Here is a 16,499-nt window from a genome sequence, read left to right on the forward strand (position 1 = left end):
GCGATTTTGACAATCCCGGACTTCGATGCTTAACTTGAAATTCGATTGTTCCCTCCCTTCGTATCCAAGTAGTTTCAGAGAACACACGCATGGCATTGCCGGAAATTTTGCTGGTTGACGATAACCTTAATCGCGCACAACAAGTCGAAACGGTGCTCCGGTTTTTAGAATACCGCGTGATTACGGTCAGCGGCAATCAATACGAATCGGTATTGGCCGGGCAAGATGCTTTCGGTGCGGTGTTTGTCGGTAGTGGCGATCGCCAAGCCAGCCTGATCAAAGCGATAGCCGACGCGACGGGGGATACGCCGATCATTCTGCTAGCGGAGCCCGGTAACGGGCAGCAGTTGCTGAGTACTATTCAACAATTGGTCAGTAAAGTCGTGGAATGGCCGACGGTCTATCCGACACTCATCGACATATTGGACGAGTTGCCCAAACCAGAATCGACTGCGCACAAGCCGCAAACCAATAAAGGCTTGGCCGGAATCAGTAAAGCAGTACAGAAAACCCGCGAACTGATCGATCAAGTGGCCAAATCCGATGCGACCGTGCTTATTCTCGGCGAGTCTGGAACCGGTAAGGAAGTTGTTGCCCAAGCCCTACATCGGGCATCCGCCCGCAGGGACAAGCCGTTTGTGCCAGTCAATTGCGGAGCGATTCCGGGCGAACTGTTGGAAAGCGAACTGTTTGGCCATGAAAAAGGGGCATTTACCGGGGCCTTGACATCGCGTCAGGGCCGATTCGAGATGGCCGAGGGCGGTACCTTATTTCTCGACGAGATCGGCGACATGCCGATGCCGATGCAGGTCAAGCTTTTGCGCGTATTGCAGGAACGGACCTTCGAACGGGTCGGCAGCAATAAAACCATCCGCTGCGACGTCCGTATCGTCGCCGCCACCCACCGCCATCTGGAACAGGAGATTATCGAAAAACGTTTTCGGGAGGATTTGTTCTACCGGCTGAACGTGTTTCCGATTGAAGTGCCGGCGTTGCGGGAGCGGGCTGAAGACATCCCGTATCTGATCAACGATTTGATTGCTCGCATGGAAGCGGCGAACCGCGGCAGCGTCAGCTTAACGCCGCGGGCGGTCGCTGTTCTGATGCAACACAGTTGGCCGGGCAACGTGCGCGAGTTGTCGAATTTGATCGAACGCTTGGCGATCATCAGCCCGGATTCACCCGTGGATGCCGGCGACTTACCGGAAAAATTCCAAGCGTACGAAGTGCCCGACACGGTTCAATTGCAACTGCCGGAACCTGATATCCATGTGGTCCGGCCGGCCGCACGCGAAGCGTTGGCCAAGCCGATACAGGGCCAGGCTAATGTGCAATTGCCGGAGCAAGGCATCGATTTAAAAGAATACTTGACCGACTTGGAAAACGAACTGATCCGCCAAGCCTTGGAAGAGTGCAATGGCGTGGTCGCCCATGCCGCCAAATTGCTGAATATGCGCAGGACCACGTTAGTGGAAAAACTGCGCAAAGTGGATGCCGCCTAAGCGGCGGCGGTTTTTTGTCCGGCCGCCAGATTTGTGCGGTAGCAATCCAACCCCGGCCAAGTGTTAGACTAAGGTTTTGCCACTGCAGCAGCCTTCGTAACCATGCCAGAATCGAATAACTCGACTCACTCAAATACCGAAAACGGCCGAATTGGCGGTGCCGTTGCCGAAATCTTCGACTATGCCGGCGAAATCAGCGTTTGGCGGCAGCGTATCCATGCTCATCCTGAACTTTGCTTTCAGGAGTTTGGCACTGCCGATTTCGTCGCAGAAAAATTAACGGAATGGGGGATACCCATCCACCGCGGCTTGGGTAAAACCGGTGTAGTCGGCATCGTCAAGTCCGGTCTTTCGGAAAATGCGATAGGCCTGCGAGCCGATATGGACGCATTGCCGATCCAGGAACAAAACCGCTTCGCCCATGCCTCGGTTTATCCCGGCAAAATGCACGCCTGCGGCCACGACGGCCATACCGCAATGCTGCTGGCCGCCGCACGCTATTTGGCCAAGCAGCGCAACTTCGACGGCACCGTGTATCTGATTTTTCAACCGGCAGAGGAGGGCGGCGGTGGCGGCGACGCCATGATCCGCGACGGCTTGTTCGAGCGTTTCCCGATGCAGGCCGTGTTCGGCATGCACAATTGGCCGGGTTTGCCGGCCGGCAGTTTTGCCGTCAGCCCGGGGCCGGTGATGGCCTCATTAAATACCTTCCGGATCACGATAAATGGCAAAGGTTGCCACGCCGCGCTGCCGCATTTGGGTCTGGACCCGACACCGGTTGCCGCGCAAATTATTTTAGCGCTGCAAACTATTCTGACGCGTAACACCAATCCGTTGGCGGCGGGGCTGATTTCGGTGACGATGATGCACATCGGCGAAGCTACCAACGTGATTGCCGAACGTTGTGAACTGGCCGGTACGGTGCGGACGTTTTCCGCCGAACTGCTGGATATGATAGAAGCGCGCATGGCCGAAATCGTCCACCATACCTGTTTGGCGCACGGCATGACCGGCGATTTCGAATTGACCCGCAGCTATCCGCCAACGGTAAATCATGCAGAGCAAGTCGTAATTTCCCGGAAAGTCATGGCTGGCATCGTTGGCGACGAACAGGTTTTCGAACAACAGCCCACCATGGGGGCCGAGGACTTTGCCTTCATGCTGCAACGCGTACCCGGCAGTTACTGCTTCATCGGCAACGGCGACGGCGGCCACCGGTTAGCGGACCACGGCGCCGGTCCGTGTACGTTGCACAATCCCAGTTACGATTTTAACGACGCTATTTTGGCGTTGGGCGCCAGTTACTGGGTCAGATTGGCCGAAACCTGCTTGGCGTTCGCCTGACAGTTGGCTGCCACAGTGTGTAAGCTGTCTGACAATTGTGGCAGGAGTCTCCAAGAACTGCGGTCTCTTCGGCGCGTCAGACCGGCTGCAAATGGTTGAAAGCCAATAAAACTTGAGCGTTTGGCCCAGCCTATGCTGCAACGTTGGTGAGTTCCAGCAACCCAACGGTGAGCGCCATGCAAGCATTGAACGAAATGATAGAACTTGGCTATGCCCGGACCATGTTCATTGAAAACCTCAGCCACCAATTTATTGCCGCCACCGGCTGCGGCGTCTACGCCTACTTGGATCCGGTCGATGTCAGCAGTTTGTTCAACAATTATGTCAACGACAATCTGCCGATAGAAGCCTTCATCAGGCAATGCGTGAAAGACGTACTGAAGTAGAAATCGTAGCGTGGTGCTGGCCGCAGTTGCTGCAGCAGGTCAGTTGCGGGCGAAAGACAACTGGTAACCGGCCAGAAAAACCTGTTGCTCCAGCGTCTCGCTGATTGCGGGAATCGATACCTTTCGGTTGTCGGTGGCAATCAGCACCAAATGCCATTCTTCACCCTGCACGTCTTTGCTCATCGAAATCGACCCTTCCGCCAGGCGGTAACCCATGGTCTGGGCCAACTGTTCCAAATCGGTTTGCCGCGGGCGGTGGTCGGGTTTGAAACGTAGCAAAACCGCAATGGCGTGCCTGGAGGGGAGTACAGTTTCGATCCAGCCACCCCAGATCATCGTCGCCGACGCGATCAAGGCCAGTACGATCGCTGCCAGATAAAAGCCGGCGCCGCAAAGGATGCCGATCGCCGATGAGGCCCAAATCGACGCTGCGGTGGTCAGCCCGCTGATATTCAGGCCTTCCTTCATGATGACGCCGGCGCCGAGAAAGCCGATACCGGTGACGATGCCTTGAATCACCCGAGTCGGATCGGCCGTCGCCGTCAGCGGCAATAAGCCGCCGAACCAGAATTGCGGGTAACCGACGATGACGGTAACCGCCGCCGAGGCCATACAGACCAAACCGTAGGTGCGCATGCCGGCAGCGCGGCCGTGATAGGAGCGTTCGTAACCGACCACCATGCCCAACAACAGGGCTCCGACGATGTTCATCAGTATCACTGCGCTGGCCTCGAGCTGGGCAGCGGACCAAAACGAGATCAAGCGGTCGGGAGAGATCGGATTCATAAAGCGATTGCCGCTATGCGATAGCGTTATTGCTCGTTGGGTTCGACCTTCTCGACATCGACCTCGAACGGTTCTTGAAAATAGATGCCGGACAATTTGCGTTTGAACTCCTTGGTAATGTCTTGTGCGTCCTGGCGGCTTTTCATGACTCTGGGGGTCAGTAGCACTACCAGCTCGGTTTTGCCTTTATTTCGGGTGGTGCCGCCGAATAACGGGCCTATTAACGGAATTTCGTGCAATAGGGGTACCCCGTCTCGCAAATAGTCATTATTTTCTCTGATCAAGCCGCCTAGTACGATGGTTTCTCCACTTTGTACGGCGACGCTGCTTTCGATTTCCCGTTTCTGTATCGTAGGCGAGTCAATGGTATCGCTAGTGGTCGTCTTAATTGCTTGATTGACGCTTTGTAAAATGTCCATCAGTACCAAGCCGCCGGCGTTGACTCGAGGTCTGACAGATAAATTTACCCCGGTATCGATCATTTGAATCGAGCTGGTTTGAATAGGGGTGTTATTGGCCCCACCAGATGTCAAATTGGTAGAAACGGATGAACGGATAGGTACCGAATCGCCAACCTTGATGGATGCTTCCTGGTTGTTCAATACCATTAAAGATGGCGATGAAATCACGTTGACATTATTGTTTTTTGCGCTCGCATTCAGTACTGCCTGGATGTCTTTAGAGCCGCTTGAAAACGCATAGGTAAAACCACCTGTAGAAAAGGCTTTTGCCGCTTCTTCTGCCAGATCTAGTGCATTGAGCCCTTGGTTTGAGCCGCCCGTGATCTGATTTGTCCCGCCATTGTTGTGGCTGAAATACCATTGAATACCGTATTTTAGGTCGTCGTTCAGAGTTACCTCAACGATCGTCGCATCGATTAATACCTGCAACGGCAACACGTCCAGTTGCTTCAACACACGCTGAATCACGGCATATTCCTGCGCCGTAGCGACGATAATCAAGGCGTTATTGCCTTCGTCGGCCAGGATTTTGACGTTCGGCATATCGTTATTGTTGCCGCCGCCACTGCCGCTGCCGCCGCTCAAACTGCCGCCGAGTGCGCCGGAGCTGCGGTTGGCGGAACGGTCGGTACGGTCGCTCAGGGTTCGTTCGCTGGCGGAATCCTGTTGCCGGTTGCTGCCGGTGCTGCCGCCCATGCTGCTGGCGCTTGACGACGTGCCGCTGGAGCTTTTGTTGGTCGCGGAGAGCGATTTGCGGCCTGAAGCGATCGAGGCTTTGCTGCTGCGTTGCACGCCGCTACCGAAAATGCCGCTCAAGGTGTCGGCGAGATCGCCGGCGCTGACGTGCTGGCAACGGTAGACGTTGACGCCGCCGGCCGCAGCCGGATTGATCCGGTCCAGCCGCAACACCCAGTTTTCAATGTCTTTCAGGTAATTGGCTTGATGAGTGATAGCCAATACCGCGTTCAGGCGTTCGATTTCGATGAAACGGAAGAAACTGGCTTCTTCGTCCTTGGCTTTCTTGTTATTAAAAATCTGTTCCAGTTCTTCGATAATCTTGCCGGCGCTGACATTGGCCGGGGTGAACAATGCAAAGGAGCGGCCTTTCATGATATCGATATCGAAAGTATTGACCACTTCCATCGCTCGCGCGACTTCGTTGCCGGACCCGGCCACCAATAAAATGTTGCGGCTCGGGTCGACATGCAGAACCGACTTTTCCGGCATCAGCGGCTTCAGGATCTCGGACAGCTCGGTCGCGGCCACGTTTTTCACCGGGATGATGCGCACCTGGTAGCCGTTCGGCATTTTGGCGCTGGTCAACGAATTGATCGAACTGCTGTACAAGGCCTCGTTGGCCGGTTTGATCAGATACATTCCGCCTTGCTCGGTCAATGCGGCGTTATTCAAACCCAGCAGCATGTCCAGTGTCGGCAGCAGCTCGTCCTTGGTCAGCGGCTTCGAGGTTTGCAAGGTGACCTTGCCGGTGACTTGCGGACTGATCGTGTAATTGCGGCCCATGATGTCGCTCAGGATCACCTTGGCGACTTCGCCGAGGTCGGCATCGTCGAAATTCAGGCTGTATTCGCCTTTGGCGCCGGATTTGGCGGCGGTACTGGGCGTATTATGGGCGGTAATGCTGGCTTCGCCGTTCGGGAACAATTCGACTTTGGTGGTCCGGTTCTCGGCCGATTTATCCGCATTCGCCAGTTCCGGAATGGGCTGGTCGTCGCCGATCCGTTGGTTGTCGGCAATCGGCAATTTTTGGTGCAACTGCGGGCCGATATACTCGCAGCCGGCCATGGACAGCGCCAACACCAACATCGGGGGAACGCCAATTTTGTTAGTTGTCATTGAGTGTCTCGGGTATTTCATTGGGTGCTTGTTCAATCGGTCTGGCATTGACGTTGGCCGGCGCCGGGGGCCGGGGCGCGGGTTTACCGGGCGGCGGTTTGATTTGCGCTCGCGGTTTGCGCAACATGACCGGCTTGTCCTGGCCGGCTTGTTGCAGGATGACCCGGTCGGCCAGAATCTGTTTCAATTGCCAGCCGGATATACTTTGTTCTTCGCCGATCTTCAGGAATTTCCGCGCTTCGTTACGCTTGCTGAACAGCGCGGTCGGTTTGCCGCCTTTATCGTAAATACCGATCAGCGACCAGTCGTCGATCTGGCTGGTGTCGCTGTTCTGCATGGGGTCGTTGGCTTTGGTTTCGACCAGCGGCCGGCGCCCCTCGATAAAAATCGGCCGCTCGACGATATCGTTGTAACTGTCGATAGGGCGCGGGGAATCAGCGATAGCGGGTAGTTGTTCGGCCTCGAATCCAATTTGGTCTCGGGCCGCCAGCTGGCTGTCGAGTTCCTGTGCCGCATAACGGCTGACCAGCCACTCGCCGCCGAGGCCGGTGCCGAGTGCGGCGCAAGTCAGCAATTGCAAGCGTAACAACTTACGATTCATGACGCCTTGGCCCGCATAAAGCTGACGACTTGAAAGCTGACATTCAATTGCGAGCTCGGCTCCAGCTTGTTATTGCTGCGGTTGCGCGCGCCGCGTACCGGCGAAATGTCCAGCTGGTCGACCAATAACAGCGGGACGTTGGTTTCCAGCGCGTACAACACGGCGCGTAAGGCCTCCATGCTGCAGCTCATGCGGACTTTGACCAGGATCCGCATGAAACCGTCTTCAGTTTTGCCGGGTAATCCCTGAGTGCTGGTCAATTGGCCGCCGGCGTCGGTTACGGCAGTTTTGATGATGTTTTGCAATTCCGCCGATGCCAGCGATTCGGTATCGCTATCGCTCAAATAGCCTTGCTGTTGAAACTGTTGATGCAGAAAATCCAGGTTTTGAGCCACGCTGTCGCGGCGGGCAGCAATGGTTTGCTGGCGTTGCAGGCGGAATAACAAGGTTTCCTTCTGCTCCCGGTAATCCAGCCAGGTGTTGAACAGCGGCAACAGGGCGGCCAACACCACAACCAGCACCACTGCAGCCAACAGGCCCAACGCCAGCCAACGCTGATAGCGGGCTTCATTCATGCTGTGGCTCCTCGGAGTTGTCGCCCTCCGCGGCGGCGGGCGTTTCCGCGTCTGCTGCCGTGTCTTCCGGCTTCGGCACGGCGACATCCATGCTGATTTGAAACCGTTCGCGGCCGGTTGCCTTGTCTTGCGTCAACGGTGAGACAAAACTAACATTACTGAAGTAGGGCGAGGCTTCCAGTACCCCGATCAGCGACGATGCGGCCGGCGACTGGCCTTGAATTTGTATACGTTTTTCGGCGTATTGGTAGTGGGTTAACCAGGTATCGTCTTTTAACAAGACGCTGAGTTCGTTTAAAACCGCAACGAGCGATGGCGAATCGGATTTAATGCCGATCAGACGTTGGGTTTGCTCGCGGAGCGCGTCTATTTCGCTTTGCTGGGCTTCGATCAGAGTGGTTTCTTTCTCCAACGTCTTCAGTTGGCGTTTCAAGGTATCGACGGCTTCGCCTTCCTGCCAGACCGGCCAAGCCAAGGCGGCGACCAGCAACAGGAGTAACAAGGCATTCAAGCTCCAATGTACCGTGCGCACCCAGTTATTTGGCCGGGGCCGGTATTGTTCCGGCAACAAGGTGTAACGCGGGACGTTAGCGGGATAAACCGTCGCCGCCGGACTGAAATCGACTGCGGCCGGTTGTACGCCAAGCGCCTGCAGCCGGGCCAGGCAATCGTCCAGCAGCGGTTTCGGTGTTAACACTAACAACACTTCGATTTGGCCGAATTCGGTTTTGCCTAGCACGTTGGCGGCAAAATAAACCTGCTCTGAGCTGAACGGGGTGTAGCGGTCCAGTTCGAAGCCGACGACTTGTTGCAGATTTTCTTGGGCGGCGGCAGGCAGAAACAAGCGTTTTTGCAGGGCTTGGCCGGGGTTTAACCGCAGCAGGCACTCGGCCTTGTCCAGTTCGGGATTCAGATTTTTCAGGTTCCGGTACGCGTCCGCGGCATTGGAATCGAGTTGCCAGATTACGGTGTTTTCGCTTGCAGTTTCCCGATGAAAATCGATTCGGAAATTGCTTTGGTCGGGGCTGAAGATGGCGACGCCGCTGCGGTCGCTGAGCAGCCGTTTCAGGCCGGTCGGCAGCAGAGCAGCCAGCTCTCCGCTCCACCATTGCCAAAACCGCTTCAGATCGACGTCGTTAGTTGTTAGTAAGCTCATCTTGCACAGTGATTAACTGGGGTTCCTTTTCCGGGTCGAATAACGACGATTCTTGTCGACCCTGCTGCCAATCCAGGATGCGGTAGGGCGCTTGTCCGATATCTTGGTTTTCAAACTTCACCACGGCCGTAATCGACGCGGTTGACTGGTCCGCCAGCAGTGTTTCGCAGCTAATGGTAAAGGTTTGTTCCTGATCCGCCAAGCCGGCCTCGGTTTGATTGCCGTCCGGCGCGTTATCGCCGGTTTGTTTGGCCAGACGTCGCTCCAAGTATACATCATGAATATTTTGTGTCTTCAGCCGGGCATCGATGATGCGCAGCAACTCGGGCGGCGCCAGGCTTTTGTTCGGCTCGGGCTGACCGGAATAGACCGTGATCCAGGGCCGGATCCGTTCGAATATGGCTTCGTCCATGCCCAGTACCATTTGCAACTCTTCCAGCGATTGAAAGGGGGCATTGCCCGGAGGGTATGATCTGCCCGCCTGGCGGTAGTGTTTCTTTTCGGCGCCGTTCGGCCGCGGTTCGTCGTCGGCGTCGCGCCAATCGATGATCGCATCCATCAGTTGTTGCCGCCGGTTATCATCTTCGACGGCATAGGACAGTACCGCCAGTAGTAATTCTTCGCCGGCTGCATTGATATCGACCTTGCCCGATTCGGCCAAAACCCGAATTCGCAGTTCGCTATCGGCGCCAGCCAACCGGTAAATCGCGCCGTCGACCCGCCAGCGTTGTTCCGGATCGGGTTGACGCAGGCCCTGTGCAGCCAAATTCAAACCGGATTCCGCCAGCGCCGAGGCGCGGGCGTTGCCGACCATAGCCGAACTAACGCCGCTTTCCCGCCGCATGGTCAGCGTAAAACTGCCCGCCATCACGCTGAGCAGCGTCAAAATCCAAATGACGATCACCAGCGCCATTCCGGTTTGGCGTGGCCGGGACGGATTACTCGGCATCGGGGGGCAGCGAGGTTTGCTGGCCGATGTTATCGCCGGCCGGGGCGGCGGCGTCGATCCGCAGCGGAAAGATCATATCCGGCCAAAAGCTGTCGTCATTGAGCGCAATATGGATTTTGACCAGGCTCGGTAAACGTTCGGCGTCCAGCCAGTCGTCCTGCCAGACCGGAGCGTCGCCAGCGTTCGGACTCTTGGCGCCGAAGTAACTGATGCGGAAGCTGCGGACGTCCTCCAGCAACACCACCGGCTCCGGCTCGGCATCCACTTGCCGCCGGTAGGGAGTCAAGGTGACGTTCAATGTAGACGTCCGATCGCGGGCCGGTTCGATGCTGAAGATTTGCAGACCTTTACGCGCCGAAGCGGCCGGCAGCGCGGCAACGAAGCGCAAGCTTTGCGGCAGGCCCTGAAAACTAAGTTTGGGCAGTTCCGGCTCGGGGGTGGCTTGAAGGTCGTCGCGCTCGGCAGCGACGAACTCAGGCAACGGCCGGGCCGCACTCAAATGGTGTTTGAAAAATTGGTAGACCACGGCTTTACGGTTGACTTGGTCGATTTTGGTTTCGCCGCTATGCCAACTCTGCGCCGCAATCCGCAAACTGCCGAACAGCAAGGTCACCATCACGCCGAGCAGCGTGATCGCGATCAGCATTTCGATCAAGGTGAAGCCGTTAGATTGGCGGGGAAACACTATCCCTGGCCTTGCTGCAATTTTAATGTTGTCAATTCCACGCTACGGCGCTGGTCGCCGTCCCCCCAACTGACACCAATCTGCACCGAGTAAAGTTGTGCGGCGGTTTCGCTGTTCGGATCGGGCTCGCGCAGACTGCGCCTGGCCGGTTGATTCGAGGCCGGCGCCACTCGGACCAGCCAGTCGTATTTGTCGCCTTCGCTGCCCTCGCTGTCGCCGACCGTGAGCGGGGTTTCCACGCCGGTCCGCGCCATCAACGATTCGGCGATCTGCACGGCTATAGTGTATTCCTCGGATATGACGGCATTGTTAACGCCGGCGCCGAATACCCGCAGCAATACGCTCAATGCAATCGCCATGATCGAAAACGCCACCAGGATTTCCAGCAGCGAAAAGCCTTTATGCCGCCGCATCCGATATCCTGACTTCGCCGGTGATCCAGTTGACGTCGATCCGGCGTAATTGATTACCCCATTCCAGCGTGATGCGGCCGCCGGTCGACGAACCGTCGCCGAAAAAGCGGATACTGCCGATTTGGTCGGCGCCGAATTCCTCTTCGGCGACGACCAGCGACACGTCGACCTCTTCGGCGAAGGTATAGACTTTGTCGCGGTTGCTGATTTGATAGCTGTTGTTGCGCAAGTCGATGGCGACGCTGGTTTGGCGCTGCGTGGCCAGCGCCTGGCCCTGGGCGTAGCGTAAAGCGCTGGCCAGATCTCTGGCCAGCGCTTGCAGTTGGGTGCTTTTATTGCCCGAGCCGATGCTGCCGCCCAGCGCCGCGAAGCCGAGCACGGCGACCAGCAACACCACCACCAGTTCGATCAGCGTGAATCCGGCGCATGACCGTGGCGGACGCCGGAGTGCGTTGGCCGAAGCGGGCAGGGCAGCCATTTATTCCCAGCTGTTGATGTCCTGGTCTTCGCCTTCGCCGCCTTCCTTCTCGTCGGCGCCCAGACTAAACAAGTCGAATTTGCCGTGCTGGCCGGGGAAAACGTAGTGGTATTCCTGGTTCCACGGATCCAGCGGAATTTTGTCTTTGCGCAGGTAAGGACCGTTCCAACGTTTGGCCTCGGCCGGTTTCTCCACCAGTGCCGTCAAGCCTTGCTGGGTGGTCGGATAACGGCCCTCATCGAGTTTGTACATGTCCAGCGCCGCGGCGAGGTCCTCGATTTGGACCTTGGCCGCCTTGGTCTTGGATGCACCCATATGTTTCATGACTTGCGGGCCGACGATGCCGGCCAGCATCGCGATAATGCCCAACACCACAAGCAGTTCCAACAAAGTAAAACCGCGGTGGCGGTGCAAGGTTAATTTCATGTTGTCGACTCCATTTTTATTTTTAAAATGCCAGATCGTTTACGCTCAGGATCGCCAGCAGTATCGAAACGATGATGCCGCCTATCATCAACCCCAGCGAAATAATCAAGGCCGGCTCCAGCAGCGCCAGCATCCGTTGTATCGTGGTTTTTAACTGTTTATCGTAAATTAGGGCAACCCGCATCAGCATTTCCTCCAGCCGGCCGGTTTCCTCCCCCATTTTAATCATTTGCACCGCCAGTTTGGGAAACAGGTTTTGCTGGGCCAAGGCTTCGGACATGGTCCGCCCCTGCTTCAATTGCGCCTCGGCCTGTTCCAGCAGGTCGGCCAGCACCGTATTGCCGACCGTTTCCCGGACGATGCCAAGCGATTTCAAGATCGATACGCCATTGCCCAACAAGGTGCCGAAGGTCCGGCTGAAATTGGCGACTTCCATGGTCAACACAATTTCGCCGAACAGCGGCATTTTTAGAAAACGGCCGTCCCAGGCCTTTTTGCCGGCCGGATCGGCCAGTTGGCTTTTCAGGGTTTGCACCGCGATCACGATCGCCAGCAGCATCACCCACCAATACCGCTGCAGAAATTCGGCCAATCCGACCACGATTTGGGTCGGTACCGGCAAAGCCTGGCCGGCGCTGTCGAACATTTCCTTGAATTGCGGCACCACGAAAGTCAGCATCACGAACAGCGAAGCCAGCGACATCATCAACAGGATGGCCGGATAAATCAGCGCGGTGCTGACCGTGTCCTTCAATTCCTGCGAGCGCTCCAAGTATTCGGCCAGCCGTTGCAACACGCCGCCCAGGTTGCCGCCAAGTTCGCCGGCCCGGATCATGTTCAAATAGAACTTGGAAAACACGCCGCTCTGGCTTTCCAGGGAGTCGGCTAGCGCTTTGCCGGCTTTAACTTTTTCCAGCACTTCGCCGACCAGTTTGTTCAGTTTCGGATTTTCCTCGGTCAGTTGCATCAGGATCGTCAGCGAACGGTCCAGCGGTAAGCCGGATTCCAGCAGGGTCGCCAGTTCTCCGGTCAGCATGCCGATTTCCTTTTGCGATAATCTGACCGCGGCGGACTTCAGTTTGAAGCCGAGAAAAGTCTTGTCTTTTGCCGGTTCGATGCGGATGGGCACTAAACCCTGTTTCTGCAATTCCAGCAGCAGGGACTTTTCGTCGGCAGCGTCGCGCACGCCTTCTTCGGTGACGCCCAGATTGTTGACAACTTTGTAAGAAAATAAGGCCATGGCCGGGTACTCGCGAAACGAGGGTAGTCTTGGTAAGCCGATGTCGGCCGCTCATTTTGGCCTAATTGCCGGCCAATTACAAAAACCGCCGGCCGATACTCGGTTCAAGCGGGTAAATGAGAGTTGGGTTGGTCGGGCGCGAGCCGCTTGGAACCGGCGTTTGCCAAAATCCCCAAGCAAAACGGATTTACGGTTAAAATTCAGTTCGGCTACGGCGTATTGCCGATGGCCTTAGTTTTCTCAGTCTGTTAATCGTCGCACCACCGCCAATTAAATTTTCGCCGTAGTTGATCCGGGACCCAAGATGACCGAAGCCATCAGCAAAGAACCGCAAGCCATTGGGCATTTGCTGGTATCGGTTATGGGCTTGTTGCTGATTCAACTTGCCAGCCTGACGCTTCCGGTCGCCGAGTTGGCCCGGCAAATTCAGCCGCATTCGTTGTCGACCCATAACCTGATGGAAGGCGTTTCCATCGTAATTTCCGCGTCGGTGTTCGCGGTGGGCTGGAGTGTCTACCAAAAAGAAAATTCGGGCGGATTCGTGGTGATGGCGTGCTGTTTTCTCGGCGTCGCCTTGCTGGATTTTTTGCATACCCTGTCTTTCAAAGGCATGCCGGCGTTCGTCAGCGAGAGCGGAGCGGAAAAAGCCATTGCATTTTGGCTGATGGCCAGAGGCCTTGCCGCAGTGGGGTTAATTGCCTGCGCGGTACCGTGCAAACGTTTATTGTCCCCGGCCTTTCGCTGGTCCGTGCTGGTTTGCGTGATCGGCCTGTGCGGCGTCGGTGCTTGGCTGGTATTTTTCCATCAGGCCCGGTTGCCGGCCACCTTCGACGAAACTTCCGGCCTGACGCCGTTCAAGAAAAATAGCGAGTACCTGTTGGCAGCCCTGTACGGCTTGATCGCAGTGGTATTCGTGTATCAGGCCGGTTGGCGCCGTAACTGCGATGCCGCCGGTTTGGCCGCCGCCGCCGCGGTCATGGCGATGAGCGAGTTGTTCGTCACGTTTTATACCAGTGTCGCCGATTTGTACATTCTGCTCGGCCACGTCTACAAAGTCTTTGCCTATGCCTTTATCTACCGTTCGATATTCGTATCGAGCGTGCAACGGCCTTATCAACGTCTGTTCGCGGCTCACCAAGCCTTGTCGGCCAGCGAGACCAAGTTTCACGCCATTATCGACGAATCGCCGGTGGCTTACGTGGTTTACGATACCCAGGGGCGTATCGATTATTTGAATCCGGCCTTCGTCAAAATTTTCGGTTACGACCGCAGCGATATTCCGAGTTTGGCCGAGTGGTGGTGGTTGGCGCATCCCGATGCCGAGTACCGCCAGCAAGTGATCGGCCGCTGGCACGAATACCGCCGGCTTTACGACGAATCCGGCGAATTGTCGCCGCCGCAGGAGTTGGCGGTCCGCGCCAAAAACGGCAGCCTGCACACGGTATTGGTCAATAACGTGGTGCTGGACAACACGCCGGCCGCCACCAATTTTCTGATGTTGCACGACGTGTCCGACCGGGTGGAGGCGATGCGGCGGCTGGCGGAGTCGGTCGATATGCTGCAAACCGTGATCGATACCATTCCCAGCCGGGTATTTTGGAAAGACCTGGATTCGCGTTACTTGGGCGCCAATATCGCTTTCAGCCGCGACGCGGGCTTGGCCGGGCCGGAACAATTAATCGGCAAATTGGATAGCGAGTTGGCTTGGCGCGACTTCGGCGACAAATACCGGGCCGACGACCTGCAGGTCATCCGGAGCAATGCGCCGAAACTGGATTACGAGGAAGCTCAAATCGATCCGCACGGCAATACCGTCTGGTTGAAGACCTCGAAAGTCCCGCTACGCGACGCCCAGCGCCGGCCGATTGGGGTGCTGGGCGTTTACGACGACATCACGGCGCGCAAATTGGCCGAACAGGAAATGCAGCTCGCTTCGCTGGTCTACCTGAACAGTAGCGAAGCGATGCTGGTGACCGACGGCAGTGGGCTCATCATTACCGTGAATCCGGCCTTTACCAAGGTAACCGGTTACGCCGCCGACGAAGTCATCGGTCGGTCGTTCACCGGCCTGAGCCCGGAACAGCACGATCAGGCATTTTTCAAAACGGTGTTGCGGGTGACCAATACCCAAGGCCATTGGGCCGGAGAGATCGGCGGCCGCCGCAAAAACGGGGACGATTGCGTCCATTGGGTAACAGTCAATTCCATTTATAACGAAACCGGCGGCGTGCATCGGCGGGTCGCTTTGATTACCGATATTACCGAGCGCAAAAAATCCGAGCAATTGATCTGGCGCCAGGCCAATTTCGATCCGCTGACCAGTCTGCCCAACCGCAATATGTTTTTGGACCGTCTGGACCGGGAAATCAAAAAAGCTTTACGCCACAGCCAAAAAGTCGCGCTGATGTTTTTGGATCTTGACCGGTTCAAGGATGTCAACGACAGCCTGGGCCATTTCATGGGCGATGTATTGTTGAAAGAAGCCGCACACCGCCTGAGCGAAAGCGTGCGCGATTCCGACAGTATTGCCCGGCTCGGCGGCGACGAGTTCACAATCATTCTGGGCGAATTGGAACACACCGAAAGCGTCGACCGGATTGCCGACAGCATTTTGCAGCGATTGGCCCAGCCGTTCTCGTTGGGGAATGAGATCGCCTATATCTCCGCCAGCATCGGCATCGCCGTGTTTCCCGACGACGGTAATGACTCGGAAGCGCTGTTGAAGAACGCCGACCAAGCCATGTATGCAGCCAAAAACCAAGGCCGCGACCGTTACCAATATTTCACCGCGCAAATGCAACTGCAATCGCAAAAGCGTCTGCGTCTGGCAAACGATCTGCATGCGGCGTTGGCAAAAAACCAGTTGTTGTTGCATTACCAGCCCATAGTCGACTTCGGCTCGGGTCGGTTGGCAAAAGCCGAAGCACTGCTGCGCTGGCAACATCCGGATCTGGGGATGGTCAGTCCGGCCGAATTTATTCCGATTGCCGAGGACACCGGCAGTATCGTCGAAATCGGCGATTGGGTATTCGCCGACGCGGTGCGCCAGCTCAAACAATGGCGCGAGTTGTACCAACCGCAGTTTCAAATCAGCGTCAATAAATCCCCGGTACAGTTTCGAAAGCAGGCCTTAGAGAGCCAGGCCTGGGTGGCAGTGTTGCAGGAATTAGGTTTGCCGGGCGACAGCGTAGTTGTGGAAATTACCGAGGGTGCGTTGTTGGAAGCCAGCGACGCCAGTCGCGAACAATTGTTAGTATTCCGCGATGCCGGGATTCAGGTGGCGCTGGACGACTTTGGTACCGGGTATTCGTCGCTGGCTTACCTAAAAAAGTTCGATATCGACTACATCAAAATCGACCAGACCTTCGTGCGCAACATGGTAGCGGAATCCAGCGATATGGCCTTGTGCGAAGCGATCGTGGTAATGGCGCACAAGTTGGGGATCAAAGTGGTCGCCGAAGGTATCGAGACCGCAGAGCAATACCAGTTGTTGCGACGGATAGGCTGCGATTACGGCCAGGGCTATTTAATTTCGAAGCCGGTGCCGGCCGAGCAGTTCGAGCGCTTATTCGCAACCGGAATTATGGTGGCTGACGCGGCCGGATAACACCGCTAACCGGAACGGATACGCGGCGCGCATCGC

At 56.4% G+C, this 16,499-nt stretch carries 15 protein-coding genes; 4 read left to right on the forward strand and 11 right to left on the reverse strand.

All coding sequences use genetic code 11. The annotated features are described in order from the left end of the window. Positions 1–89 precede the first annotated feature (89 nt). The 3 genes from AC0IM9_RS16355 (at position 90) to AC0IM9_RS16365 (ending at position 3,232) form a co-directional block, all read left to right on the forward strand. On the forward strand, positions 90–1,502 hold the full coding sequence (locus AC0IM9_RS16355) for a sigma-54 dependent transcriptional regulator (protein ID WP_482804698.1): 1,413 nt from the start codon (positions 90–92) through the stop codon (positions 1,500–1,502). Between the two features lie 102 nt (positions 1,503–1,604). Beyond that, the gene (locus AC0IM9_RS16360) at positions 1,605–2,846 is read left to right on the forward strand and encodes a M20 aminoacylase family protein (RefSeq protein ID WP_482804699.1); all 1,242 of its coding nucleotides are present in this window, start codon (positions 1,605–1,607) and stop codon (positions 2,844–2,846) included. A 176-nt stretch (positions 2,847–3,022) separates the two neighbouring features. Beyond that, on the forward strand, positions 3,023–3,232 hold the full coding sequence (locus AC0IM9_RS16365; RefSeq protein ID WP_482804700.1) for a hypothetical protein: 210 nt from the start codon (positions 3,023–3,025) through the stop codon (positions 3,230–3,232). A 39-nt stretch (positions 3,233–3,271) separates the two neighbouring features. On the opposite strand, the gene AC0IM9_RS16370 is transcribed toward AC0IM9_RS16365, so the two are convergent. Genes AC0IM9_RS16370 through AC0IM9_RS16420 form a run of 11 tightly spaced genes read right to left on the reverse strand, consistent with a single transcriptional unit; the run spans position 3,272 to position 12,856 of the window. Continuing rightward, on the reverse strand, positions 3,272–4,018 hold the full coding sequence (locus AC0IM9_RS16370) for an MgtC/SapB family protein (protein WP_482804701.1): 747 nt from the start codon (positions 4,016–4,018) through the stop codon (positions 3,272–3,274). Between the two features lie 26 nt (positions 4,019–4,044). Then, positions 4,045–6,333, reverse strand: coding sequence for a type II secretion system secretin GspD (gene gspD / locus AC0IM9_RS16375; protein ID WP_482804702.1), 2,289 nt, complete (start codon positions 6,331–6,333; stop codon positions 4,045–4,047). Continuing rightward, positions 6,323–6,934 carry a hypothetical protein gene (locus AC0IM9_RS16380; protein ID WP_482804703.1) on the reverse strand — a complete coding sequence of 204 codons (612 nt, stop codon included), beginning with the start codon at positions 6,932–6,934 and terminating at the stop codon, positions 6,323–6,325. Before AC0IM9_RS16380 ends, gspD begins: the two co-directional genes overlap by 11 nt. Beyond that, a complete protein-coding gene (gspM, locus tag AC0IM9_RS16385) occupies positions 6,931–7,509 on the reverse strand; it encodes a type II secretion system protein GspM (RefSeq protein WP_140911237.1) in 579 nt (192 codons plus the stop codon). The genes AC0IM9_RS16380 and gspM overlap by 4 nt, the downstream gene beginning before the upstream one ends. Further along, positions 7,502–8,665: a PilN domain-containing protein gene (locus AC0IM9_RS16390; protein WP_482804704.1), complete on the reverse strand. Its 1,164-nt coding sequence runs from the start codon at positions 8,663–8,665 to the stop codon at positions 7,502–7,504. Before AC0IM9_RS16390 ends, gspM begins: the two co-directional genes overlap by 8 nt. Beyond that, the gene (locus AC0IM9_RS16395; RefSeq protein ID WP_260839203.1) at positions 8,646–9,578 is read right to left on the reverse strand and encodes a type II secretion system minor pseudopilin; all 933 of its coding nucleotides are present in this window, start codon (positions 9,576–9,578) and stop codon (positions 8,646–8,648) included. Before AC0IM9_RS16395 ends, AC0IM9_RS16390 begins: the two co-directional genes overlap by 20 nt. 25 nt (positions 9,579–9,603) lie before the next feature. Next, positions 9,604–10,299, reverse strand: coding sequence for a prepilin-type N-terminal cleavage/methylation domain-containing protein (locus tag AC0IM9_RS16400; protein WP_482804705.1), 696 nt, complete (start codon positions 10,297–10,299; stop codon positions 9,604–9,606). Beyond that, positions 10,299–10,712 (reverse strand): type IV pilus modification PilV family protein, encoded by a 414-nt coding sequence (locus AC0IM9_RS16405; RefSeq protein ID WP_482804706.1) that lies wholly within the window; start codon positions 10,710–10,712, stop codon positions 10,299–10,301. The genes AC0IM9_RS16400 and AC0IM9_RS16405 overlap by 1 nt, the downstream gene beginning before the upstream one ends. Continuing rightward, complete coding sequence (locus tag AC0IM9_RS16410; RefSeq protein ID WP_140911241.1) at positions 10,699–11,190, reverse strand: GspH/FimT family pseudopilin; 492 nt, start codon at positions 11,188–11,190, stop codon at positions 10,699–10,701. The genes AC0IM9_RS16405 and AC0IM9_RS16410 overlap by 14 nt, the downstream gene beginning before the upstream one ends. Then, positions 11,191–11,616 carry a type II secretion system major pseudopilin GspG gene (gene gspG, locus AC0IM9_RS16415; protein WP_140911242.1) on the reverse strand — a complete coding sequence of 142 codons (426 nt, stop codon included), beginning with the start codon at positions 11,614–11,616 and terminating at the stop codon, positions 11,191–11,193. Positions 11,617–11,638: 22 nt separating this feature from the next. Continuing rightward, complete coding sequence (locus AC0IM9_RS16420; protein WP_482804707.1) at positions 11,639–12,856, reverse strand: type II secretion system F family protein; 1,218 nt, start codon at positions 12,854–12,856, stop codon at positions 11,639–11,641. A gap of 304 nt (positions 12,857–13,160) precedes the next feature. On the opposite strand from AC0IM9_RS16420, the gene AC0IM9_RS16425 reads away from it, so the two are divergent. Continuing rightward, positions 13,161–16,463 carry a bifunctional diguanylate cyclase/phosphodiesterase gene (locus AC0IM9_RS16425; RefSeq protein WP_482804708.1) on the forward strand — a complete coding sequence of 1,101 codons (3,303 nt, stop codon included), beginning with the start codon at positions 13,161–13,163 and terminating at the stop codon, positions 16,461–16,463. Positions 16,464–16,499 lie beyond the last annotated feature (36 nt).

The organism is Methylomonas sp. Uni0011, assembly GCF_056850255.1.